At 56.7% G+C, this 24,367-nt stretch carries 21 protein-coding genes; 3 read left to right on the top strand and 18 right to left on the bottom strand.

The window, feature by feature from the left end:
- Positions 1–59: 59 nt before the first annotated feature.
- Both JQR86_RS10515 and JQR86_RS10510 read left to right on the top strand, forming a co-directional pair.
- Positions 60–1,925 carry a PAS domain S-box protein gene (locus JQR86_RS10515; protein ID WP_434153541.1) on the top strand — a complete coding sequence of 622 codons (1,866 nt, stop codon included), beginning with the start codon at positions 60–62 and terminating at the stop codon, positions 1,923–1,925.
- Positions 1,922–2,278, top strand: coding sequence for a response regulator (locus JQR86_RS10510; RefSeq protein ID WP_019365010.1), 357 nt, complete (start codon positions 1,922–1,924; stop codon positions 2,276–2,278). The genes JQR86_RS10515 and JQR86_RS10510 overlap by 4 nt, the downstream gene beginning before the upstream one ends.
- Before the next feature lie 31 nt (positions 2,279–2,309).
- On the opposite strand, the gene JQR86_RS10505 is transcribed toward JQR86_RS10510, so the two are convergent.
- From JQR86_RS10505 to JQR86_RS10460, 10 genes are all read right to left on the bottom strand, one after another.
- On the bottom strand, positions 2,310–2,984 hold the full coding sequence (locus tag JQR86_RS10505; RefSeq protein ID WP_150347528.1) for a sulfite oxidase-like oxidoreductase: 675 nt from the start codon (positions 2,982–2,984) through the stop codon (positions 2,310–2,312).
- A 13-nt stretch (positions 2,985–2,997) separates the two neighbouring features.
- Positions 2,998–4,167, bottom strand: a complete 1,170-nt coding sequence (locus JQR86_RS10500; protein WP_010798103.1) for a zinc-dependent alcohol dehydrogenase — start codon at positions 4,165–4,167, stop codon at positions 2,998–3,000.
- A complete protein-coding gene (locus tag JQR86_RS10495) occupies positions 4,167–5,003 on the bottom strand; it encodes an SRPBCC family protein (RefSeq protein WP_434153540.1) in 837 nt (278 codons plus the stop codon). Before JQR86_RS10495 ends, JQR86_RS10500 begins: the two co-directional genes overlap by 1 nt.
- Before the next feature lie 159 nt (positions 5,004–5,162).
- Positions 5,163–6,512 (bottom strand): MFS transporter, encoded by a 1,350-nt coding sequence (locus tag JQR86_RS10490; RefSeq protein WP_434153538.1) that lies wholly within the window; start codon positions 6,510–6,512, stop codon positions 5,163–5,165.
- Between the two features lie 379 nt (positions 6,513–6,891).
- On the bottom strand, positions 6,892–7,305 hold the full coding sequence (locus tag JQR86_RS10485; protein ID WP_150347523.1) for a response regulator: 414 nt from the start codon (positions 7,303–7,305) through the stop codon (positions 6,892–6,894).
- A gap of 273 nt (positions 7,306–7,578) precedes the next feature.
- Positions 7,579–9,399: an IucA/IucC family protein gene (locus JQR86_RS10480; protein ID WP_434153537.1), complete on the bottom strand. Its 1,821-nt coding sequence runs from the start codon at positions 9,397–9,399 to the stop codon at positions 7,579–7,581.
- Positions 9,396–10,001, bottom strand: a complete 606-nt coding sequence (locus JQR86_RS10475; protein WP_125889020.1) for a GNAT family N-acetyltransferase — start codon at positions 9,999–10,001, stop codon at positions 9,396–9,398. Before JQR86_RS10475 ends, JQR86_RS10480 begins: the two co-directional genes overlap by 4 nt.
- A 1-nt stretch (position 10,002) precedes the next feature.
- Entirely contained in the window at positions 10,003–11,166 is a 1,164-nt protein-coding gene (locus tag JQR86_RS10470; protein WP_434153536.1) for an MFS transporter, read from the bottom strand.
- Positions 11,163–12,488 carry a lysine N(6)-hydroxylase/L-ornithine N(5)-oxygenase family protein gene (locus tag JQR86_RS10465; RefSeq protein WP_434153535.1) on the bottom strand — a complete coding sequence of 442 codons (1,326 nt, stop codon included), beginning with the start codon at positions 12,486–12,488 and terminating at the stop codon, positions 11,163–11,165. The genes JQR86_RS10470 and JQR86_RS10465 overlap by 4 nt, the downstream gene beginning before the upstream one ends.
- 14 nt (positions 12,489–12,502) lie before the next feature.
- Positions 12,503–14,059: a pyridoxal phosphate-dependent decarboxylase family protein gene (locus JQR86_RS10460; protein ID WP_434153534.1), complete on the bottom strand. Its 1,557-nt coding sequence runs from the start codon at positions 14,057–14,059 to the stop codon at positions 12,503–12,505.
- A gap of 638 nt (positions 14,060–14,697) precedes the next feature.
- Here JQR86_RS10460 and JQR86_RS10455 point away from each other — a divergent pair.
- Positions 14,698–14,880, top strand: coding sequence for a hypothetical protein (locus JQR86_RS10455; RefSeq protein WP_010798112.1), 183 nt, complete (start codon positions 14,698–14,700; stop codon positions 14,878–14,880).
- Positions 14,881–14,966: 86 nt separating this feature from the next.
- Here JQR86_RS10455 and JQR86_RS10450 read toward each other — a convergent pair whose 3' ends face one another.
- The 8 genes from JQR86_RS10450 to JQR86_RS10415 form a co-directional block, all read right to left on the bottom strand.
- Positions 14,967–16,562 (bottom strand): gamma-glutamyltransferase family protein, encoded by a 1,596-nt coding sequence (locus tag JQR86_RS10450; RefSeq protein ID WP_434153533.1) that lies wholly within the window; start codon positions 16,560–16,562, stop codon positions 14,967–14,969.
- Between the two features lie 26 nt (positions 16,563–16,588).
- A complete protein-coding gene (locus tag JQR86_RS10445; protein WP_150347517.1) occupies positions 16,589–17,461 on the bottom strand; it encodes an ABC transporter permease in 873 nt (290 codons plus the stop codon).
- A complete protein-coding gene (locus tag JQR86_RS10440; RefSeq protein ID WP_407363250.1) occupies positions 17,458–18,405 on the bottom strand; it encodes an ABC transporter permease in 948 nt (315 codons plus the stop codon). Before JQR86_RS10440 ends, JQR86_RS10445 begins: the two co-directional genes overlap by 4 nt.
- Positions 18,406–18,460: 55 nt before the next feature.
- Positions 18,461–19,912, bottom strand: coding sequence for an ABC transporter substrate-binding protein (locus tag JQR86_RS10435; RefSeq protein WP_434154886.1), 1,452 nt, complete (start codon positions 19,910–19,912; stop codon positions 18,461–18,463).
- 47 nt (positions 19,913–19,959) lie between these two features.
- Positions 19,960–21,051 (bottom strand): ABC transporter ATP-binding protein, encoded by a 1,092-nt coding sequence (locus tag JQR86_RS10430; protein ID WP_434153532.1) that lies wholly within the window; start codon positions 21,049–21,051, stop codon positions 19,960–19,962.
- A complete protein-coding gene (locus tag JQR86_RS10425) occupies positions 21,048–22,043 on the bottom strand; it encodes an ABC transporter ATP-binding protein (protein ID WP_407363252.1) in 996 nt (331 codons plus the stop codon). The genes JQR86_RS10430 and JQR86_RS10425 overlap by 4 nt, the downstream gene beginning before the upstream one ends.
- Positions 22,040–22,777, bottom strand: a complete 738-nt coding sequence (locus tag JQR86_RS10420) for a FadR/GntR family transcriptional regulator (RefSeq protein ID WP_125889078.1) — start codon at positions 22,775–22,777, stop codon at positions 22,040–22,042. Before JQR86_RS10420 ends, JQR86_RS10425 begins: the two co-directional genes overlap by 4 nt.
- A gap of 352 nt (positions 22,778–23,129) precedes the next feature.
- Positions 23,130–24,170, bottom strand: a complete 1,041-nt coding sequence (locus JQR86_RS10415) for a purine-nucleoside phosphorylase (RefSeq protein ID WP_150347513.1) — start codon at positions 24,168–24,170, stop codon at positions 23,130–23,132.
- Between the last annotated feature and the right edge of the window lie 197 nt (positions 24,171–24,367).

Raw genomic sequence — 24,367 nt, 5'->3', positions numbered from 1 at the left:
CGTTTGTCGAGACGGGCATGACGCGCTTAAGGCACAAAACTGTAAAATACCGACCTTTTATGGCCGGCTTGTTGAGCACCTCCTGGATTATGAACTGCACGCTGGAAGTCTCTTCCCCTGATCCTGCTTCAATGCCACCGCTATCGTCAGATATCTTGAACGACATGGTCTTCGAGCTTCTGCCTGCCGCTGCGTTCGTGTGTGACGCGACGGGAGCCATTGTTCGCTACAACCGCAAGGCGGCAGAATTGTGGGGACGGGAGCTCGTTCCTGGTGAAACCTATTACATTGGAATCGACCGGGTTTTCCATGCCGACGGGCGCGTGATGCGACCAGAAGAGTCACCCATGGCCAGTGTGCTGCGCTCCGGCACTCCGGTGCGCGATCATGAGCTGCGAGTCCAGAACTTGACGGGGCAGGAGCGTTGGGTGCTGGTTAACATCTCGCCGATTTTCGATGCGGTCGGACAGATCCAGGGCGCCATCAATTGTTTTCAGGACATCACCGAGCGCAAGGAAAGCGAGCGAAGACTGCAGGAAAGTCAGGCTTTTCTACAGGCTATCGTTGATGCAACGCCCGAGTGCATCAAGATCGTAACCGAAGACGGCTCGCTGATGCAGATGAACGGGGCCGGCCTTGCCATGATTGAGGCCGACTGCCTTGAAGCGGTACAGGGGTCTTGCGTATTCGATCTCATCGTGCCCGAGCATCGGGAGATATGGATCGCGAATCACCTGCGCGTGTGCAACGGTGAGCAGCTCAGCTGGACCTACGACATCATTGGCTTGGCTGGCTCCCGGGTAAACATGGAAACCCATGCGGTTCCGCTGCGCCTGCCGGATGGTCGTAGAGTTCATCTGGCCGTGACCCATAACATCACCCAGCGGATAAAAGACGAGCAAGCCGTGCGCGAAAGCGAGCGGCATTTGAGTGAGCTGCTCGATGGGCTTGCCGTGGCCGTTTACACCACCGACGCGAAGGGTTACCTGACCTTTTACAACGAAGCCGCAGTGGAGCTTTGGGGGTATCGTCCCCGATTGGGTAAGGCCCAGTGGTGCGGCTCTTGGAAGATGCAGTGGCCGGATGGTCGTGAGCTGAACCATGATGAATGCTTTATGGCTGAAGTACTTAGCGATGGTAAGGCCATACAAGGTGGAGAAGGCTTTATTCTGCGGCAGGATGGCTCGCGTGTTCCATTCGCGGCGTACCCGTCCCCCTTGCGTAACGCGCAAGGTGAAATCACCGGCGCCGTCAATATGTGTGTGGATATCAGCCGGCACAAGAAGGCGGAGGCTCAGCAGCGCGAGCTTATCAATGAGTTGAACCACCGGGTGAAAAACACGCTGATGACGGTGCAGTCCATTGCAACCTATAGCCTGCGTAGCGCAAATGCCGAGTCTCGATTCCGCGAAACATTCGATGCCCGTTTGCTGGCTTTGAGCAAGGCCCACGACCTGCTGACCCATGGGCAATGGCAAGGGGCTCAACTCCGAGCGGTAATCGAGCAGGAGATTGCGCCTTATACTGAGCAGGAAAAGTCTGACCGCATTGCGCTTTTTGGCAGTGATCATGCGCTTGAGCCCCGAGAAGCACTGGCCTTGGCCATGGTCTTTCATGAACTTATCACCAATGCCGCAAAATACGGCGCACTCTCCGTCCCGGAAGGGCGCTTGCAGCTGGAGTGGTATGTCGGTAAAGATGAGCATACGGGGCATGATTGCCTGGAACTCAGCTGGCTGGAGCGCGACGGTCCCACTGTCGAGACTCCCCAGACCAAAGGCTTTGGCTCTCGCCTGATCGATCGCAGCATTACGCGTGAACTGAAAGGGCGCGTCGTAACTACATTCGTACCGCAAGGCCTCGAATGTCACCTATCCATCCCGCTGTTGTGCCTGCAGGTCAGGCCCAAAGGAAGCTTCGTTTGACCACTACCCGTAAACGTGTCCTGCTTGTCGAAGACGAAACACTGATCGCCATGCTGCTTGAAGATATCCTGGATGAGCTTGGCTACGACGTGGCAGGTAGCGCGGCTGATTTTGATGAAGGCATGCGGCTGGCCAGCTCAGAAACCTTCGATCTGGCCATTTTGGATGTGAATGTAGGTGGGCGTGAAATTTTTCCGATTGCCGAGCAGCTGGCCGCGCGCGACATCCCCTTTATGTTCTCTACTGGTTATGGGGCCTACGGGTTGCCGGAAGAGTGGAAAAATCGGCCGGTTCTGGCCAAGCCGTTCAAGCCTGACGATTTGGAAAGGGCATTACAGGCCAACTTCCCTTGATGAAAACAAGAGTGAGTGATGCCTGAAGGCATCACTCATCGTCGGAATAGCGTTCTTCCTGCCAGGGATCACCACGATTGTGATACCCGCGCTCTTCCCAATAGCCGGGCACATCGCTGACCCGAAACTGGATTCGCCTGATCCACTTGGCACTTTTCCAGAAGTACAGGTGGGGTACGATCAGGCGTACCGGCCCGCCGTGCTCGGTTGAGAGGGGATTACCTTCCCAGGAGTGGGCAAGCAGGGCGCCCTGAGCTGCGAAATCCTCCAGCGTCAGGTTGGTGGTATACCCGTCGTTGGAGTAGAGCAGTACAAAACGCGCGTCCGGGTGCGGCTGTACACGATCCAGCAGGTCCTGTGTGGTTACGCCCTGCCATTGATTGTCGTAGCGAGACCAGCTGGTTACACAGTGAATATCACTGACCAATCGAGACTGGGGTTGCGCCATGAAGGCTTCCCAGTTCCAGTTCTGCGGGTTTTTCACAGCGCCGATTACGTTTAGCTGCCAACGCTCACGAGTAACGGTTGGCCTGACGCCCAGATCCAGTATGGGCCAGTTCTTGACCAGATGCTGACCGGGCGGTAAACGCTCCTCTTCAGGCCGTGAAATACGGCCTGTCAGATAGCGCCCCTCACTGACCCAGCGCTCTTTGGACTGGGTCAGCTTGGTGGGCTCTGGAGGTGGGTGATCCTTCTCGTCGTCCATGCACAACTCCCATTTACGGCATGAATACCGCGCGCATGCAGTCCTCGGTCTTTTCCTTGAACATGGCATAACCGCGCGGTGAATCTTCCAGACTCATCGGGTGCGTCAGCAGATAGGACGGATCCAGCTCGCCTTTCTGAATGTGCTCGAACAACTTATTGGCATACCGCTGGCCTGGCTGCTGGCCGGAGCGAACCGTAAGGGCTTTGTTGACGATGGCGCCCATGGGGAATTTGTCCAGGAGGCCGCCGTAAACGCCCACCACGGATACCGTCCCGCCTTTGCGACAGGCCCGAATGGCCTGACGAAGCACAGTGCCGCGCTCAGTGTGCAGGTGCATCAGTTGTTTAGTCTTGTCGTATACATAATCCAGCTCGGTGCCGTGTGCTTCCATGCCGACGCAGTCGATGCAGCGGTCCGGCCCGCGCCCACCGGTCAACTCCAGCAAGGCTTCGTGGACATTCGTGGTTTCGTAATTGATGGTAATCGCCCCGGCCTTCTTCTCGGCCAGTTCAAGGCGAGAGGCGAAGCGGTCGATAGCAATAACCCGTTCGGCACCCATTAGGTAGGCGATGCGAATGGCCATCTGGCCAACACCGCCGCAGCCCCAGACGGCGACAGTATCGCCCCGCTGGATATCAGCATTATCAGCAGCAAAATAGCCAGTCGGCGCAGCGTCCGACACAAAGACTGCCTGCTCATTGGTAACGCCGTCGGGCACCTTGAACAGGTTGACGTCGGCAAAGGGCACCCGGATATACGTCGCATGGCTTCCGGCATATCCGCCAAAGGCATGGCTGTAACCAATAATGCCGCAGCACGGTTGACCGTAGGCCAGATCTGTCGTTTCCGGATTCGGGTTGGAGTTGTCGCAGCAGGAAAAATCGCTACGCTGACAGTGTTCGCAGTTGCCGCACCCTATGATGGAAATGGTAACAACGCGATCACCCTTCTTAAATTGGCTAATGCCGGAGCCAACTTCAACTACCTCACCCATGAATTCATGGCCGATGATGTCTCCCGGCTTCATGGCCGGCACGTAACCGCCCAGCAGGTGAAGGTCGGAGCCGCATACCGATGACATGGTGACGCGCAGAATGACATCGCGTGGATTAACGATTTCCGGGTCCGGTACGGTTTCTACTTGAAGAACATTAGGGGCTTGCCAGGTGAGTGCGCGCATCAGTAAGCCCCTCCCTGACGAGTCTCATCGGTATGTGACGCGATGGTGCGCGGCTCGCTGATCACTTCGCCTTCCAACGGTACGGTTGCTGACACTTCATCCACCGGGACCCGTTCGACAGCACCTGTTCTCATGAGGCTATTGGTAATCTCGCCGGTCTCCAGGAGCTGCTTCAGGCGACGCAAATCAAGATTAAGCTCACGTCCCGAGAATTGGCTGATCAGACTGGCTGCGGCATAACCTACCCGGCCGGCTGGCGGTTCGCACGCCAGAACGACCTGTAACTCCGTTCCCATGCCGTTAGGGGCATCTCTGAAGGTGAGGGTGGCTTTATGCTGAAGGTATGCTGTGGATTCGGTGCTCCAGACGATACGTTCCTGCGGAATCTCTTCCTCCAGGAACGCATTCCACTCTACTGTCCGATTCTGTGGACCTACCGCAACCCAGCGATAGTGAGTGGCGTCCATCTGCTGGACGCGTTCGAGGCGACGCAGGAAGAGGGGGAGATTTTCAATGCTGCGTACGAAGTCGTAGACCTCGGCACGCGGTTTGCCAATGGTAATCGTGCGGGAAATTGCTTCGGCATTGGTCCAGCCGTACTCTTCCTGCAGAAGCGATTCGTATGGCGTAGGCGTAAGCGCTGCCTTGGCCTTGCAACGACCAGTGACGCCCCGGGCTGTTACCAGTGCGCCCAAGGCCATTTGTGCCAGCCCCAGAAGACCGCCACGGCGCAGGCCGCCTGCCAGGAGTAAGCCACCACCTACAAGGGAAAGGGTGCGCTCGGTTCCCTGTACATTAGGCTCATTGAGTGACTGCTGGGATTTGCGTGTGGCCATTAGTGGTTCATGCAGGGCTTTCATCGTGTGTTATCTCCATATAGAACCAATCGGTATCTAAAGGGGACTCCACTGCGAGACGTCCTGTTCCCTGGTCGTTACAAAGGCTGACAAACGTTCAGGCGATGGACAGGTTTGCCGCCTGACGCTGAAAGCGTCTCAGGTGGTCATGCTGGTCAAGGAAGCCGTCTCCGCAGCGGGCACACGCCCGGTTACCTCGCTCAGTTCAACCTTTGACGTCTCGGGTAGCAGCAGACCTCCGATCAACGCCATTACGGATATCGCGATGAGATAGAACGCTGGTGCCAGGTTGCTACCGCTCTGTGCAATCAAATAGGTTGCCATGAGAGGCGCAGTACCGCCGAAAACGGTATAAGCCATGTTGTAGGTAATGGCGGAGGCGGTGTAACGCGTCCGGGTGGGGAAGACTTCTGACAGCAGTGTAGCGGTGACGACACCGGACAGTACCGCTCCGACGGCCAACAGCAGTACACCCAGAACCGACAGCAGCAGGTTGCCTGAGCTGGCCATCCAGAACGACGGATAGACCACAACGATCAGTAAGGTACAGGTTGTAAATACGGTAGCCTTGCGCCCGACCCTGTCGGAAAAGAGACCTGCGAATGGGCATAACATGGCTGCAAAAACCAGGGCAATGACGGTAACCAGAAGGGCGGAGGCGCGATCAAGCCCACCGGCTACCTGCAGGTAAGTCGCAAAGTAGGTTGTAAACATGTAGAAGGACAGGGCCGTCACGGAAATAAACGCGCCCAGCCGACAGATAGCTCCGCCATTGGACTTGAGCGTTTCACGCAGTGGCGCGTGTGCTACTGCGTGTTGAGCCTCGACAGACTGGAACGCCGGGGTCTCGCCTAGCCGCAACCTCAAATATAGGCCTACGAGGCCTAGAGGCGCTGCAATAAGAAAGGGTATACGCCAGCCCCAGCTGGCCATGGCGTCTTTGGTAAGCGTAGCATCCAGACCGTAGGCCAATACGGCTGCACAGGCAAAGGCCGAGAACGTCGATACGGGTACGAAACTTCCGTACGTGGCGCGTTTTTCCCGTGGTGCATGCTCCATGACATAGGCGCAGGCACCAGCGTATTCGCCTCCGGCCGAGAATCCCTGGACGCATCGGATAACGGTCAGCAGTAGCGGAGCGGCCATGCCTATGACGGCATAGGTAGGTAACAGGCCTATCAGCGTCGTGGCACCGGCCATCATCAGGATTGTCAGGGCCAGTATCTTCTTGCGGCCGATCCGATCGCCCAGCATGCCGAAAACGATGCCGCCCAACGGCCGGAAGGCAAAGGCGACGGCGAATACGGCAAAGGTCTTGAGCAAAGCGGCTTTCGCGTCGCCGCTGGGAAAGAATTGCTCGGCAATGATCGTTGCAAGAAAGCCATAGATGGCAAAGTCGAACCACTCGACGAAATTACCGATCGAGGCGGCGGCAATGACTTTTCGCAACGTATGGGTGTCGACGGAACCGGGTGCTGCCTGGGTCATGATCACGCTCCAGAGGAAAGGGATTCGCAACGGGCAGGAAAGAGCAGGCGCACGGATTATTAGGATAGTGAGGATAGGTGGCCTGGTGGTATCAAACGCTACCGTTCTGAACTGTAGAGGCGGTTTCCCAAGCGCGGTGGTCTGCCACCGACCCTTACTATTGAGCAGGCGACATGTGGGTGGCAGTGTCTCTCATCATGGCGGTCTGCTCGGAAAGGTAATGTCGACCGGCACTGTCATAGCGTGTCACTTCCACAAGTAGTGGAAGTTCGTCTTGCTCGGAAAGAGGAAGGGTAGGCAAGGGCAAGACTGCGCGCTTGGTCTCTTTAACGGGCGCTCAAAACAAGCGAATTAGTCCTACTGTGGCCATAGGCTTTATTCAAAGACTGACAGATGTTTTCTTCAGCATCTGGATAATGGCTTTTTTCATCTGTACCAAGTCCCACGGCTTCTGTAGATAAAGCATGCCGTCTGGTAGCTCAGGAATGGTCTCCAGATCACGTCCGGTGGTTACAATGACTGAAAGACCTGGCCAGCGTGCGCCAACCATGGTTGCCAGCTCGGCGCCCTTGATCTGCCCAGGCACCAGATGATCGGTGACGACCAGAGAGGGCTTTTCACCTGCACTGAGCATGTAAACCAACGCATCATCAGCGGTCTCGAAGCTGCTGACACGACCGCCCAGCTCTTCCACGAAGCCCGATAAGATACTTTGCAGAAGTGGATCATCTTCAATCAAGACAAGCCAGTGGCCTTCAAGCAAAGCTTTAGGCTCTTCGATAACACCATTCATAGCTTTGCCAGCCCAGATCTGACGCGCTTCGTGCGCAATCCCTTATTTTCTCAAATTTCAGGACACTTCGCTTTATGGGTGGACGAACGTACACCTGTAAGTTACTTGATCCAATTAACACAACGCGACATCAGTAGTGATGCAGAAGGTGTTACATCCTAAGCGCACCGCGTGAAGATGCCATTAACAGGTGCAACGTCTGGCTGTTTCTACGGTTTCCCATCCTGTCCGCTCCGGCTGTCTGTGCAGGCAGCCGGAGCGGATTTATTCACGTTAACGCTTAAATGGTGCGATCGGATTGATCAAGGTTCCGGCAAGCTTCAGGTTTCCAGCCGGATCTGCCAGATTGACCATCTGTTGGTTGTTGCCCAATTGGAGACGGTTCAGGCAGGAGCGGATGAACTCGGGCGCAAACAAGTCGTATCGGGCAAATTTCTCGGCATATTGAGGGTGGCTCTGCTGATAGGTGCTGACGCACTCGGCTACCAGCGACCAGAAACGGTCTTCAGCGTAGTCGGCTTTTTCCACCAGAATGGCGCTCATGTAGCGGAAGAAGCAGTCGAACACGTCGGTGAAGAGCGACAGGATTTTCAGCTCTTCGGGTACAGAGACCGCTAGTCGCTTGATCTTTTCCGGCAGCTTGGCATCAGGGTTCAGCACGGCGATCTCTTCCGCAATGTCTTTCATGATTGCCCGCGACGGAACGTTGTTATCCAGTACCAGAATCAGGTTCTCCCCGTGAGGCATGTACACCAGATCGTGAGCATAGAAGCAGTGCAGCAGGGGCGTCAGGTAGGCGTTGAGATAGCGGCGCAACCAGGTGTCCGTATCCACGCCGGAGGAGGCAATCAGCGCCGTGAGGAGCGAGTCTCCCTGGGCGTCCAGATGCAGCAGCGAGGCCATCGTCATCAGGCGTTGGCCGGGCTTTAGTTGTGGAACCGGACTTTCGCGCCACAGGGCGGAGAGCATCTTCTTGTAAGGGGTGTCGTTGATCAGTGCCGTCTCGTAGTAGTGGTTGCGATAGCCCACCGAGGCTACTTCACGCAAGATACTGAAGCCGTTTTCGGTCAAAAACGGATCGCTTTCAATCAATGCTTTCAGCCACTCGTTGATAGCAGGCGTCGCCAGCATGTAGTAAGGCGACAGACCGCGCATGAAGCCCATGTTCAGAATGGACAGTGCCGTTTTCACATAACGCTTTTCAGGGTGGCTTGTGTTGAAGAAGGTGCGGATCGACTGCTGCGCCAGGTACTGATCCTCCCCAAAGCCCAGACAGACGATATTGCGGTTGGCGACATCGGCCGAGAAGGCCATGGAAAGCTTATTGAACCACTGCCACGGGTGAGCCGGCATGAAGAGGTAATCGTTCGGATTCAAGCCCTGTTCGGTCAGCTGAGCAGTGAAATCAGCAACCGTCTGGCTGCCTAGTTCCTCCTCGAGCAGGCGTTCATAGCTCAGGTCCGATAACGATGAGAACGTTGCCTTGGTCTTGCGTACAGCCAGCCAGACCAACTGGATCGGGGAGGCGGCTTCAGGTGCATAGGCGCGGTAATCGTTCGCGTCGAAGCCCATGCGGCCATTGTTCGCGACGAACCCCGGGTGGCCCTCCATCATGCCGGTTTCTACGGACTGGAAGTCAGCACGGGTGAGTTCTTCGGCAGTTAATCCTGGTTTGGCATGCTTGTAGGCGCTGCCATACAGCGTGCTGCTGATCTCGTCCAGATAGACCGGCATCATGCTTTCCTGAATACCCAGTTGATCCTTGAACTCGATGATGAACTCCAGCGCATCCAGCGGCGCAGCGTTGCCGTCCTGCGTCTTTTCGATCGAGGCGGTGTCGATCAGCCAATGATCGAGCGCCAGCTTGCGAGCTCGGAAGCGGTACTCCAGTGCCGGATTGCCATTGTCCAGACGGTAATGCTCCCAACCGTTTTCAGACGCGATCAAGGCCGGCTCGATAAGCTTTTCATGGGCAAATTCCGCCAGGGCTTTGCGCACGAGCAGGCGATTGACCTTGCTCCAACGTTCGGGGGTCAGGTGCAATGCGGCTTGACCGGGCGTGGCGGTGGGCAAAGTAGTGATCATCTGGTTCATGGGCGGTTCTCCATTACAAGGCTGGCGGCGTAGTGCTCGCGAGTGCAGAAGGCGAGGTGGGCAGTTTTTTCGCCCAGTTGAATGACACGGTCGTACTCGAAACCGACACGCTGATTGAGCACGTGGATCTTGTCGTTACGGACATCGGGCTCGACGACGACGCGGCGGGCAAAGGGATCGCTGAAAATGAATTCCATGATGGTTCGCATCACGGCCAGGGTGAAGCCTGAAACAGGTTTCTCGCAGGGCGCGACGAGAAAATGCATGCCCCGGTCACCTGGCTTCACGTCGTAGTGCTGGCCTACCGGGTCATGAAGCGGCATATAGCATTCGACCAGGAAAGCCGGTGCGCCATCATGTAAACCCAGGTAGGCGTTGGCATGAGGAGAGGCCATGAGGTCGCGGTAGAATGTTTCCACCTCTGCCTGGGTCGCATTCTGCATCCCCCAGAAGCGTGCATAGTCACGAGTCAGCCAATCATGTAGTCGCGCCGTATCCTCTGGCAGGCTGAGTGGGCGCAGGCTGAAGTGGCCGAGTCCATGCTGTGGCTTGCTGAAGCACGGGCGGGTATCGATGGGTGTTTGCAAGGCAATGGCAGTCATATCAGACCCCCTTGTCGATAACAGGTGTTGTCGTGGGCTGGGCTGTGCGGACCAGCAGCGGATAGGCAAGGGCGGTCAGGGCAAAGCCTGCCGCGCCGATCAGAAAGGGCATAGTCAGGCCAAACGTGCTGACCAGGGACCCCGCCGCAAAGGACGAGCCCACTACGCCGAGTTGTTGAAAGAAATTGATCTTGCTGAAGTCAGCGGCATACGCATCGGGCGTGCTCAGCTCGAAGAGCAGGGCATCCAGCCGTACCGTGACCTGGAACATGGCCCAGCCATACAGGCAGCGGCCAGTCAGGATCAGGGCGGTCTGCTCACCGGCCTGAAGCAGCAGGCCGCACACACCCAGCAGCAGCGCACCGCTCAGGGCCTGTTGTCGGCTGCTGGTACGCCGGTTCAGCCAGAGTCCGAGCAGGGCCATGCCACCAGGAATGGCGTACACCAGTCCGGTCAGGGCGGCGTGGTCCAGCTGAGCGACCTGCTCCCAGTACACCGTAAAGAACGGCTTTACCAGGTAGCCGCTGAAATAGAACAGCAGCATCAGCAGGCAGAGCCGGTAGATAGGCCATGCCTTGCCGGTACGGTGCGTAATGGCTTGTTCCGGCTTGGCATGGGGTGGTTCCCGCCGTAGCAGGCGCAGGCAGATCGCCATTTGCAGAAAATCCCCCAAGGCCATCGCCACAAAGACATCCCGTGGCTCCAGTACCTGAAGGACCAGGCCGCCCACCACGGCGCCTAGGATGGCGCCGAAGTGAACGACAACCGACAGCATGCCGATGGTATGGGTATGGTTCCTGGAGTCCTCCAGGCTCATCACGTAGGGGTACATGAGCAGGTAGCTGCCCTTGAACACGATCATCCCCAGCGAGACAAGCCAGAACTCCAGGAGCGCCGATGCCCAATAGCAGTACAGGCACAGCAACCCGGCGGCGAGCTGCGTCCAGATCAGCAGCCGGATCGGGTGCACCCGCCGCGCCACGCGCGCCCAGAGGGGCAGCGCGAGCATGACCGTAAAGCAGATGGCGGCCAGATAGGCCCCCACATGCTCCGGCCGCGTTTCACCGAAACGGCTGGCAAAGTACTGCGGATAGAACGGAATCAGCATGGTGTCGCTGATGACGGCAAGGGCCGTCATGGCGATCAGCGAGGTACGCAGCGTCATGTCTTGGCCGGCTCCGGCTGGAGCAGTGTCGAAGAGGGCGCCGTGAACTGCTGGAAGGCGATCTTGCGTTCGACGGGGTAATGTTCGCGGCCGAGCATCTCGCGAATGATATAGGCGTTGCGGTAGCACGCCATGCCCAGGTCGGGCGTTACCAGGCCATGCGTATGAAGCTCGGCGTTCTGGACGAAGATCTCCTGGCCGGCGGTATCAATCGTATAGTTTCGATTGACGGCGAAGCGGCCACGCTCATCGAAGCGCAGGCGTGAGCGTAACCCTTGAAGGAAAGGAGGGGTTCTGTAGCAATACCCAGTGGATAATACCAGCCCATTAGTCTGAAGCGTATAGCGGCTCTCCTGTTCCTCCTGAAACAAGGTAAGCGTAAAGGTGCCGGTACGCTCATCGTAGCGGCAGTCCTGCAGCTCCGTGTTGGTAAGCAGGTTGGTCCTGACCGGACCGCATAGGCTCTTGTTGTACAGCAGGTCGTAGATGTCATTGATCAGGGCGCTGTTGATCCCCTTGTAGAGCCCCTTCTGACTGCGCATCAAGGCGTCACGCTTGTGGGTAGGCAGCTGATGGAAGTAGTCGATGTACTCGGGCGATGTCATCTCCAGGGTCAGCTTGCTGTACTCCAGTGGGAAGAAGCGAGGCGAGCGGGTAATCCAGTTCAGGGTGTACTCACGCGTGTCAATCTCCTGCAAGAGGTCATAGTAGATCTCCGCCGCGCTCTGACCGCTGCCGATCAGCGTAATGATGCTTTTTGCCTGTAGAGCCTGTTTGTCGGTCAAGTAGGTCGACGTGTGGGACAAGTGGCTGCTGGCGTCCTGGCAGCAGTCAGGGATGTAGGGTGACGTGCCAGTTCCCAGGACCAGACGGCGCGCCTGATAAACCAGGCGTTCTCCTGTTTTGGTGCAGGTACAGTTCACCGTATAGAGGCCGGTTGCCGGATCATGGTCGACACGTTCGACGTATCGGTTGAACTCGATATTGGGCAGCCGATCGATGACCCATTGGCAGTACTGGTTGTACTCGCGGCGCATCAGGAAGAAGTCTTCCTTGATATAGAACGCATAGATGCGGCCTGTGGATTTAAGATAATTCAGGAAGCTGAACGGGCTGGTCGGGTCCGCCAGGGTGACCAGATCGGCCAGGAAGGGCGTCTGCAGGGTTGCAGATTCCAGCATCATGCCGGGATGCCAATCGAAGCACTCGTTCTTGTCGAGAAACAATCCATTGAGCTCGTCGATGGGAGCAGTCAGGCACGCCAGGCCCAGGTTAAAGGGGCCAACACCAATCGCGATGAAATCGTAGGTTGAAGCCGTCATGGTGGTTCTCCAGATCAGCACGTGGCCAGGGCAGATTGTTGGTTAACGTAACGGGCACCTTCATGCTTGATGGCGTCGAGAATGCCTCGCAGGTCGTCCAGGGTGGTCATGGGGTTGAGCAGGGTGAACTTGAGGTACTGTTGGCCGCCTACCTTGGTGCCCGCGACGATGGCGCGTCCGCTGCGAGAGAGCGCTTTGCGAATGGCTGCATTGGTCGCATCGATCTGCTCGGCACTCAGCGGCTCCTCGGGGATATAGCGGAAGACCAGGGTGCTCAGTTCGGGAGCATGGGCGATGTCGAAGCGTGGGTCACGCTCGATAAGCGGATAGGTTGCACGAGTCAAGTCGATCACGTGATCGAACAGGCTGCCCAAGGCATTCGCACCCATGGTGCGCAACGTCATCCAGAGCTTGAGCGCATCAAAGCGGCGTGTAGTCTGAATGCTCTTGTTAACGAGGTTGGGTGTGCCTTCCTGGGTCTGGCTCTTGGGGTTCAGATAATCGGCATGGCAGGTGACATGGCCCAGCTCTCGACGATCCCGTACCAGAAACGCACTGCAACTGACCGGCTGGAAGAATGATTTGTGGTAATCGATGGTGACCGAGTCGGCATGTTCGATACCGGCCAGACGGTTACGGTATTTGGGCGAAATCAGCAGTCCGCCACCGTAGGCGGCATCGACATGCATCCAGATTTTTTTCTCGCGACAGATTGCCGCGATGTCTTCCAATGGATCGATGCTGCCGAAATCCGTAGTACCGGCAGTAGCCACTACCGCCATCGGAATCAGCCCTTCGGCTTCGCACTCTTCCAGCACGCGGCGCAGATCGCTCAAGTCCATTTTCTTGCGCGCATCGCTGCGTACCGGTATCACGGCGTCATAACCCAGGCCCAGGATGGCCGCGGATTTCTGTACGCTGAAATGACTGACCTCGGATGACAGGATGCGCAGGCGTTTGAAATCGGTCGGCAAGCCTTGCGTCTTGTTGCTGGCGTGACCGGGCTGACGGTTGCACACATGATCACGGGCCAACAGCATGGCCATCAGGTTGGACTGAGTACCACCACTGGTAAACACCCCATCGGCTTCGCTGCCCAGGCCGATGCGCTCAGCCGTCCAGTCAATCAACTTTTGTTCGATATAGGTGCCGCCGGCACTTTGATCCCATGTATCCAGTGAGGAATTGATAGAAGAAAGTACCAGTTCGGCAAGAATAGCCGGAATAACAATAGGACAATTAAGATGAGCAACATAGTGAGGATGATGGAAGTAAACAGCATCTTTCAGGTACAACGCTTTTAATTCTTCCAGTGCCTCGTTGAAGTTACCCAGTTTTTCATCCAGATTCACTTCGTCGAACTGCCGCTTTAGTTCATGCGGCAATATGCCGGTATAAGGCTTATCGATACCGAGCAATGTTTCCTTTATACATTCAGCCCCTTGAACCATAAGGCTTTCATAGGCCTGCGCATTCTTTTCGTTGAAAAGATGCGAAGTCGCCTGATCATCCTGTAGGCGAGCGGAAGGGTATGCAGTAATGGCCGCATACGAATGCAATGGATTATTCACGAATGGAACCTCGGCAATTGATTAAACAATTCTGCAATAACCCAACATGTTGTCGGGATATATGCCTCGCCGGGCTCTCACGGTAGTTTGATATTAATAGTTAGCTATATGCCATTATCAAACGGCTTAGCCTTTATAATTTAAAAGCAGTAATAACGCATTAAAAGTAAGTGTTCATTACTATCGCAAAGCCCATTCAGAGTAGACCCTGTATTGAATGAAAATCAATATCATTTAACACAATGCGGGTGATGAAGTGTGATGCGCTTCGCTTAATGGTGCGCTCTTTTGGTGCTGTGGCACGGTGATATTAGAAAAACTGATCGGTGATGGAGCGAAACAAACACAGCAGCGCTAGCTTGGCCAGTCGTCTTCAGTTTACTCACATGGGCCAGCAGCCAGATTCGGGCGGAGCTGCCGAGACCAGTGATTAGTAGAAAAATCCTCCAGCGACGGTTAAGGCACGACGGTTGCCTGTACCAGACTGAGCATAAACCTGTTGTATGAACAAAAAGGTCGTTGCCGTGACTGAAGCGAATTGCCAGGGAATATTTCGGTCCCATTAAAAGGGCGCCCAATTGCATGTACTGAGGGCGTGACGATAACGAATTCACCGTCCTGAGAAAGGGAGCGCACTCATGCAAGAGAAAGTCGTCAGCAGTTCCAATGGTTACTACGTGTTCGAATGTGCAGATGCGACTGGCGGCAGCTGTTATGAAATCAGAATGGGCACACGCTGCGTCAAGCGCGTCGGCAGCCTCGACGAGGCAAAGCGATTCATCCAGTTCGCCTATGCAGAAGAAGAAAACTATCAGGACTAGCACCTTCGTGAAGACTTGGAATGAGATAAAGCTCGATCAGGTGTAAGGGATGGGAGGAAGGCCAGGGCGGCCTCCCTCCGGCAAGGTCAGAACGCGACGGCCTGACCGTCCTTGCGTGGATCAGAGCCACCGACATAACCATCGGCCGTTTTCTGAATGATCTGAGCACCACCGAATGCAAACACGCCGCTTGGCGCCTCAACCTGGATATCATGTCCTTTGGCGCGTAGGGCAGCTACGGTCTGTGAGTCGAACTGTCGCTCAACGGCAACCTTCCGACCTGACTCGATCCGCCAGCGGGGCGCGTCGGCCGCCGCCTGCGGGTTCTGCTTGTAGCGCAGGATACGCAACATCATCTGCAAGTGTCCCTGCGCCTGCATGGGACCGCCCATAAGGCCGAACGACATCAACGGCGTGCCATCGGCATTCATGGCAAAACCAGGGATGATGGTGTGGAAAGGGCGCTTACCGGGAGCGACGGTGTTGACGTGCTCTGGGTCCAGAGAAAAGCCCGCCCCGCGGTTTTGCAGGCTGATTCCCGTGCCTGGTACCACTACGCCGGAGCCAAAACCCATGTAGTTGGATTGAATGAACGATACCATCATGCCGCTTTCATCTGCCGCTGACAGGTACACCGTACCGCCGGGCTTGGGCGAGCCATGGCCTGGGTCAGCAGCAGTCTCGCCGATCAGCCTGGCGCGCTCCTTTAGATAGGCCGGGTCAAGCAGATGGTGAGCCAGAACGCGCATATGGTCCTGATCTGTAATGTGATGATTGAGGTCCGCCAGGGCCAGCTTCATCGCTTCCAATACCACATGCAGGGTTTCGGGGCTGTCGACAGGATGATCGCCAATACCGATGGCCTCCAGAATCCCCAGGCCGCTGAGCGTAGCGATGCCCTGGCCGTTAGGAGGCAACTCATGGACCATGGCGCCTGCAAAGGGCGTGGATAGGGTATCGATCCAGTCAATTGAGTGATTGCCCAGGTCATCCAGGCTCATAACGCTGTTGTTGGCTCTGGCATGAGCAACCATGGCTTCGGCCAGGGCGCCTCGATAGAACGCTTCGCCGCGGGTTTCAGCGATCAGCTCCAGCGTTTTGGCATGGTCCCTGAGTTGAATCTTCTGCCCGGCTCTGGGGGCTCGGCCAGCGGGCAGAAAACACTCGGCAAAGCCGGGCTGATCTTTCAGGAGCTGACCGCCTCTGTGCCAGAGCTCAGCGATTATAGGCGTTACCTGGTAACCCTCTCGCGCATAGCGTATGGCGGGTTCGGCCACCATGGTGAAGGGCAGCTTGCCGTAACGCTCGGAAAGCCCGACCCAGGCGGAAACCGCACCGGGCACGGTCACTGCATTCCAGCCGCGCTCCGGCATGTGTTTGTGCCCTGCAAAATACTGGGGCGACCACGCTGCCGGTGCGCGTCCAGAGGCATTCAGGCCCTGTAATGTGTTGCCATCCCAGACGATGGCAAAGGCATCACTGCCGATACCACACCCTGTTGGCTCTACTACCGTAAGCACCATGGCAGCAGCAATTGCCGCATCTACCGCATTACCGCCACGGCGCAGCATGTCCAGGCCTGCCTGGGCGGCCAGTGGCTGGGAGGCCGCTACCATGTTCCGTCCCATGACAGGGGAGCGGGCAGAGGCGTAAGGCTGGCTATAATCCAGATGATCGAACATGGGATCACTCTCTTCTTGTCTGACGGTTAGTCTTTGGGATCCAGCGCATCGCGCAAGCCGTCGCCCAGCAGGTTGAAGCACAGCACCGTGATATAGATGGCCACGCCTGGAGCAATAGACATCCAGGGCGCCTGTTCCATGAAATTCTTGGCTGTGTTGAGCATGGAGCCCCAGGAGGGCGCTGGCGGTTGCTGGCCAAGGCCCAGGAACGACAGACTCGCTTCTGCGAGAATGGCTGAGGCAATGGTCAGGGTTGCCTGGACTACCAGCGGCGAAAGGACATTCGGTAACACATAGCGCAGAATGATCCAGCGATCCGGCAGGCCAATGGCGCGGGCACCTTCCAGGTAGTCCTCATGTTTAATCGAAAGGACCTGTCCGCGCGTCAGGCGCGCAAAGATAGGCATGGCAGACAGGCCAATGGCGATCATGGCATTAGTCAGGCTAGGGCCAAGAAATGCCCCCAGCGCGATAGCCAGCACCAGAAACGGACAAGACAGCAGTGCTTCCATGATCCGGGAAATAAGGGCATCCAGCGCGCCCCCAAAATAGCCAGCTATAAGACCTAGCGGAACACCGATGGCCATGGCGATGGCGACCGATACTCCACCCGCCAGCAACGAGCTGCGCGCACCCCAGAGCAGGCGTGAGAACAGGTCGCGGCCCAGCTCATCCGTGCCTAGCCAATACAGGGCCGAAGGTGCCTTGCGAACGGCCAGAAAGTTCGCCTTGAGTGGATCATGGGGCGCAATCCAGGGTGCCAGAACAGCTGCCAGGACAAATAACAAGAGGATAGCTGCACCGATAACAGCACCCTTGTTCTTCAAAAACTTTGCCAGGAAACGAGACTGTAGACGGGTCTGTAAGACAGGAGGGAGAGGGGTGGCAATGGCATTCATGCGGCAGTCCTCAGGCGCGGGTTGACCAGGCGATAGAGCACATCGGCCAGCAGATTCATCAATACGAATCCAATGGCTACGCACAGCACTACACCTTGCACCACGGCATAGTCCCGGTTGAAAACAGCATCGACGATCATCTTGCCGAAGCCGGGAATACTGAACACCTGCTCAGTCAGGACTGCGCCCCCAAGCAGTTCGCCGAACAGCAGTGTAGTCAGCGTCACGATGGGCATCAGCGCGTTACGAAAGGCGTGCTTGAGAATGACTGTTCTGGGAAACAGCCCTTTCGCGCGCGCTGTCCGCACATAGTCTGAGCGCAGCACTTCAAGCATGGCGCTGCGGGTATGACGCATCAGGGTTCCGGAAAGACCTGCACCCAGCACGAAGGCTGGTAACAACAAGGTTTTAAGGTTTTGCAGCGGGTTTTCACTGAACGGTACAAAACCGGAGGCGGGCAGCCAGCGCAGCTTTACCGCAAACACCATGATGAGCAGTATCCCCAGCCAGAAGTGCGGAATAGAGATACCAGAAAGGGCAACGATGTTCGCACTGTAATCTACCGCGCTCCCTTTACGCACCGCCGAGAGAATACCGGTGGGGATACCTATCAACAGCGCAATCAGCAAGGCGAAAACTGACAATTCCAGGGTGACCGGCAGTTTCGAGACGATAAGCGCGGTCACTGGTTGCTCGGTGCGCAAGGAAGTACCGAAATCACCTTTCAAGACATTGCCCACCCAGTTCAGGTATTGAACCGGTACGGGATCGTTAAGACGATACTTGTCTCTTAAGTATTCGATGACAGCGGGGTCGCGCTCCTCCCCAGCCATGGCTAGCACCGGATCGCCGGGCAGCAGTTTTTGCAGGGTGAAGACAAAGAGCGAGACCAGAACCAGTGTTGGGATGGCACTGAGCAGGCGGCGAAGGATGAACGTCAGCATGCATAACCCTCGTGGATTACCGGCCCGTGCGGTTTACTGCAACGGGCCGTATCGGTCATTGCGCGAATGACACGTTGGCCAGGCGGATCAGTCCGTCCGGGTTGGAGACATACCCTGTCACCTTGCGATTCGCCACAATCAGTCGAGGCTCGAAGTAGAGGTAAATGTTCGGCGCTTCGTCCGCCACGATGGTCATCGCCTGACGATACAGATCCTGACGCTGGGCCTGGTCATTGACAGTACGTGCCTTATTAAGCAGCTCATCCAGCTTTGGATTGCAGTAATGGCCATCGTTCTGGTTTCCCTTGCATGTCACGAACTGATGGAGGTTGCCATCTGGATCAGGACGACCGGACCAGGCGCTCATACCTACCTGGAAGTTTCCGGATTGCTGCTCGTTAAGAAGCGTCGCGTACTCGGTGGCGACCAGATTGACGTTGAAGCCCGCTTCGGACGTCATCGCCTGGATAATTTGGCCTACCTGCTGAGAGACAGGTGTATTGCCAACCTTGAGCTCAACGTTTACCGGGAGCTTCACGCCTGCTTCCGCCAGCAGCGCTTGGCTCTTGGCAATGTCTCGCGAGGGGAGTGGTAGCTCCTTATCGAAATAAGGGCTACTTTGTGGAAAGGGTTGATTGCCCGGCGCGTAGAGCCCTTCGAATACCACCTGGTTGATAGCGTCCCGGTCCATTGCCAGCTCGAAGGCCTTGCGGACACGCTTGTCACTTCCCAACGGATTTTTGGCTTTGTCACCATTGGCGACATTGACCATCAGTTGCATATACCCCAGGCCGGGCGTGTTGTAGACCGTAAGATTCCGGTCATCCTTGACCGCCTTGATGTCCGTGGGAGCAACACGTTCGACGATGTCCAGGTCTCCAGAGCGCAAGTTTGCGAGACGAACCGACGTGTCAGGTATGGGCAGGAAAATCACTTTATCAAAGTGATAGGCCTGCTTGTTCCAGTAATGATCGAAGCGCTCCAGCACGATGCGATCCTGCTGTACGCGCTGCACGAATTTATAGGGTCCGGAGCAGACAGGTTTGGACCCGACATCGCCTTGTGAGGCGTTGGGGGCAAGCATCATGCCGGCCCGGTCGGAAAGCTGGGCGATCAGGGTAGCGTCCGGTTGCTTCACCTTAATCGCTACGGTCTTGGGATCGATTACATCCACGTGCTCGATAGAGGCCAGTTCGCTCTTGCGCAGTGAATCGGGCAAGGTACGAGCTCGGTCCAGATTGAATTTGACCGAGGCGGCATCAAAGGCTTCGCCATCATGAAAGGTCACACCTTCACGTAACGTCATGGTCAGGGTTAGGTTGTCGTCGCTCCAGCTCCAACCTGTGGCCAGTTGCGGTACAAAGGTTAGGTCCGGCGCAACATCCACCAGTTTATCGCACAGGGCGGTGTATACCAGGCGTCCCGAATAGGTTCGTGAACGGTGCGGATCCAGAACATCCGGGTCGTCCTGGATGCCGATGCGCAGGGTGGTTTCGGCAAATGCCATGGTGCCGATCGTCAATAACAAGGCTCCAGTCAACAGGCGTACAGGATTCAAGGCTGGCTCTCCAGGGCAAGGGGCTGATGGCTTTTGAATAGATGAAGGCGTTGGGAGAAGGCGGGGCTGGGAGTTGGCACAATCAAATTGCCTGCTCCGGCATTCGCAACTTCGCGCCAGAAATGGCAGGCAACCTGACGCGCCCCTTCGACAGATTCAAAGGCAGGTTTTGCCTCTCTGCAGAGGGGGCGGGCATGGGGGCAGCGCGTGTGAAAACGGCAACCGGGCGGTGGATTGGTCGGGCTTGGCATATCCCCACCCAATACGGGGCGAGCCCGTCGCAGACCGGGGTGGCTGACAGGCACAGCGGCCATAAGCGCTTGTGTATACGGGTGAAGTGGTGTTTCGAACAGCGTGTCGACCTCGGCCAGCTCCACGATCTCCCCGAGATACATCACGGCGACTCTGTCGCTCATATGGCGGATCACGGCCAGTCCATGGGCGACGATAAGCAGCGTCAGCCCAAACTGATGCTTGAGGTCTTCCAGCAAATTGACGACCTGCGCCTGGACCGACACATCCAATGCCGAAACCGGTTCATCCCCTAGGATCAAGCGTGGATTGGAGGCCAAGGCGCGAGCAATACCGATACGCTGGCGTTGCCCACCGGAAAACTCATGGGGATAACGGTTGGCATGTTCAGGGGCCAGGCCCACGGTATGCAAGAGCTCTGCTACTCGTGCTGCGCGATCTGCGCGGTGGCTATCGGTATGCAGCCAGATGGGTTCGCCAATGATAGAGGCCACTGTCATCCGGGGGTTGAGTGAGGCAAAGGGATCCTGAAAGATGATCTGCAATTCCCGCCTTGCCTGCCGGAGCTTATCCGCAGGCAGGTTTCCCAGGTTTCTGCCTTCGTAGATGACATCGTCAGCGGTAGGCGCCAGTAGGTTGAGCAGCAATCGCCCCAGGGTTGACTTGCCGGAGCCCGACTCGCCTACCAAGGCTAATGTCTCGCCTCGTCTGATCGACAGGGAAACATCCGTGACGGCTTGAACAGGAGCCTTCTTGCGTTGCAGAAAGCCTGTAGGTGACGTGAAGTGTTTGGTCAGATGAAGGCCTTCAAGAATAGGGCGTTCGGGCGTTTTCATGCGCTAACTCCCAAGTGCTGCTCCAGCGGTGTACGAATGCATGCTGCCAGATGCCCTGGTGTGATCTCGCGCAGCGGGGGACGATCTGCGCGGCACTCCTGAATCACAAAAGGGCAGCGGCTGGCAAAGCGGCAGCCACTGGGCATTTCTGCAGGCGTGGGAACACGGCCGGCAATGGTGGCCAAGCGATCTTCACGCGGGCCCATCGAGGGCATCGAGCCCATCAGGCCAATGGTGTAGGGGTGCTGAGGGTCATCGAACAGCGCAGTAACGGGACCGCTTTCGACAACCTGGCCCGCATACATGACCGCTACATCGTCAGCTACTTCTGCAACGACGCCCAAATCATGGGTAATCAGCATCATGGCTGTTCCGGTTTCGGCTTGCAGGTTTGCGATCAGAGAAAGAATCTGCGCCTGAATGGTTACATCCAGTGCAGTGGTTGGTTCATCGGCAATGATGAGGGCTGGGTCGTTGGCAAGCGCCATGGCAATCATGGCCCGCTGGCGCATACCCCCTGACAATTCGTGGGGAAAAGCCTCCAGCCGTTGAGCCGCTGCGGGTATACGGACTTTTTCCAGCATCTCCAATGCCCGGCGGCGGGCTTGTTGGGGAGACAGGCTTTGGTGACGCACGACGCTCTCGGTGATCTGATCACCTATGGTGAATGCCGGATTAAGTGACGTCATGGGTTCCTGAAAGATCATTGCTAGGCGGTTACCGCGTACATCCAGGCGACGCTGCTCAGTCATTGCCAGCAAAGGTTCGTTAAGGAAGGTCGAAGTATCGGCATGCACTTGGGCGCTATCCGGTAGAAGCCCCATCAGCGCCATGGATGTTACGCTCTTGCCGCAGCCGGATTCACCAACAATGGCCAGGGTTCGACCTGGCGCAATGTCGAATGACAAGCCATCTACTACATTGACCGCTGCACCTTTAAAGCGAACGGTCAGGTTACGGATACTCAAGACAGAGCATGGGGATTCGCTCATAAACTGTTCACCAGATCGTGATGGATAACGGTGTCGAGCGCCTGTTGCAACGCACGCAAATGGCCACGCATGGCCATCGCCGCCTTGCCGGGGTCACGCTGTTCGATCGCGGACACAATGTCGTCGTGATCATGGCTATACGCATGCATGCGGTCAGTGTTGCGGGCACGCTGGCGCAGGTCGCGCCAGACAGAGTCCAGGCGAATGGCATCGAACATTTCGAAAATATCCAGCATCAGTCGGTTGCCAGCGGCTTCCGCAATGCCTCTATGAAAGGCGCTGTCCCAGAGTTCCAGTGCTTCTGCATCGGGCGTCTGGGCATTGAGTTGTTGGCCGGTACGTTCAGCGAGCCTCCGCAGCATTGCCATCTGCTCGCCGCTGGCGCGAATGGCAGCCAGTGAGGCAAGAGCAGGTTCCAGGTAAAGGCGGGCCTCCATGATTTCGATGAAGTTGGTTCGGCTGGACAGCTTGGTAAAGCTCAGGGACGCACTGGGTGGGGTTGGGCCTACAAAGGTGCCTTTGCCCTGGCGGCGCCACACCTGTCCTTCTGCTTCAAGCACTGAAAGGGCGCGGCGAACCGAGCGACGGCTAACGCCAAAGCCAGCAGCCAGATCACGCTCCGGAGGCAGAGGTCGTTCCGGAAATGCCGAATGCTGTGCCACCAGCTGGCGAAGGGCATCGAGTGCCATCCGGGCTGATTGATCGATAGGAGTTTCCGTTTCGCACGTTTGCATCATGCTCTCTCAGGCCAACATGAATGTCTGTCTGTGCGCCTCGTATATGCTTGATAGTAGGGCGCAACAGTTACAGGCAGTTTTGCAAGCGAGATGCCAATAGCGATTGGTTCATACTGGCGAAACGGTTATGACCGGGCGCTTAGGCTATGACTACAGGCGTGTCAGGCTTTTGGTACAAAGGTGTGGAGGCAGGGAGTAGGGGATGATCTGGCATTGGTTCAGTCTCTATGCGAACCAATTTCTGGATTGGTTACGGGAATGGTCCGTTTACGGGCGACACTGCACGTTAACGGTGCGGCTAGGGTGACTGACAGGACCGAACATGTATGCACGGTCCTGTTTTCATTAATCAGGAGGAGGGAACGCCCTTTTCCCAGGCACTCCAGTTCTTAACGATGTCCTGCACCAGAGGATTGCCTGTACGGAACAGGTTTTCTAAGGCGGGTTCAAAGCCGCCTTGCTTGGCGTAATCGATCAGGTTTTCAACATCTGAATAACCCTCGTAAGGGCGATCGAAGTCAGAGCCGCCACGCACTACGGCCAGGCGCTGGATATCGACACGGCCCGTACGGCTGGCCCGTAGCAGCGCCTCGTAAGTGGCGTTGTCTTCTTGCTGCGTAGTGCAGTAACGGCCTTTGCCATCCGTCAGCGTACGCGTCCATTCTTCGGCGCGCTGGGAGAGCAGCGTACCGGAGAACCAGGTATCGCCGGCGACGGTGTCACAGCGGGTAACCACAGGAGGCTGGTTGGCGGGCGCATAGCTGTACTTTTTGCGCCACGCAGTAGACTCGGGGCTTTCGATGAGCTTGACGTCCTTGGAAAGGGCATAAGCCTTTTCCATCAGTTTCTGGTTAACCTCGAACACCTCGGTCTTGTAGTCCAGAGGAGGCTTTTGAGTGGGATGACGCGTATTGATACCCAGGTAGCCACCTTTCCAATCAGCCGGAGCTTCTCGAGCGTCCAGCTCCCATTGGATGCCGAAGTCCACGAGATAGTGCGCCCATGCCGTAGTGCCGATGGTGCCCTCGTGCGGGTTGATTCCTGCAATACCAGCGACCAGGAAATAGGTCTTGCGCAGATCGAACTTGGGCGAGAAGGCTAATGCCATAGTCGACGCCGCGGCATTGGTGTGCCCCATTGCGGTCGTCATCAGACACACCTGCGCCTCATTACAGAGCACATCCGGATACTCGGCAGACAACCCTTCGACCGGCACCTTTTTATCGAGCTTGAGTTGCTCGATCCAGGTCTTGGCTTCCGGGCCAAACATGGCGATCAGCATGACTTTGGGCGCAATGGGTTTTTCCGCTGCGGATACCTGGGGCGCCGCGGTAAGTCCGCCCAGCAGACCTGCCAGTCCTAGCGCGCTTGCGAGGGATTTTTTCAGCATGGGATGGAATAGCCTCTTATAGAGTGAGCGTGAAAAACCTCACCGGATGTTCAAGGTACATGCCAGCGCTAGGCGCAAACGTGCAAAAGCGGTTGTCTGCAACACGAATCGCTGATAGAACGCGGGTTGGCTTCACGGGCTGGCAGTATAGGAAAAGCAGTGATAACAAAGGGCCAGCCACGCGCTTTGTGATGTGT

The organism is Pseudomonas sp. JZ134, assembly GCF_051027695.1.
Lineage (GTDB): Bacteria > Pseudomonadota > Gammaproteobacteria > Pseudomonadales > Pseudomonadaceae > Chryseomonas > Chryseomonas luteola.
This window is presented reverse-complemented; position numbering and strand designations above follow the sequence as displayed.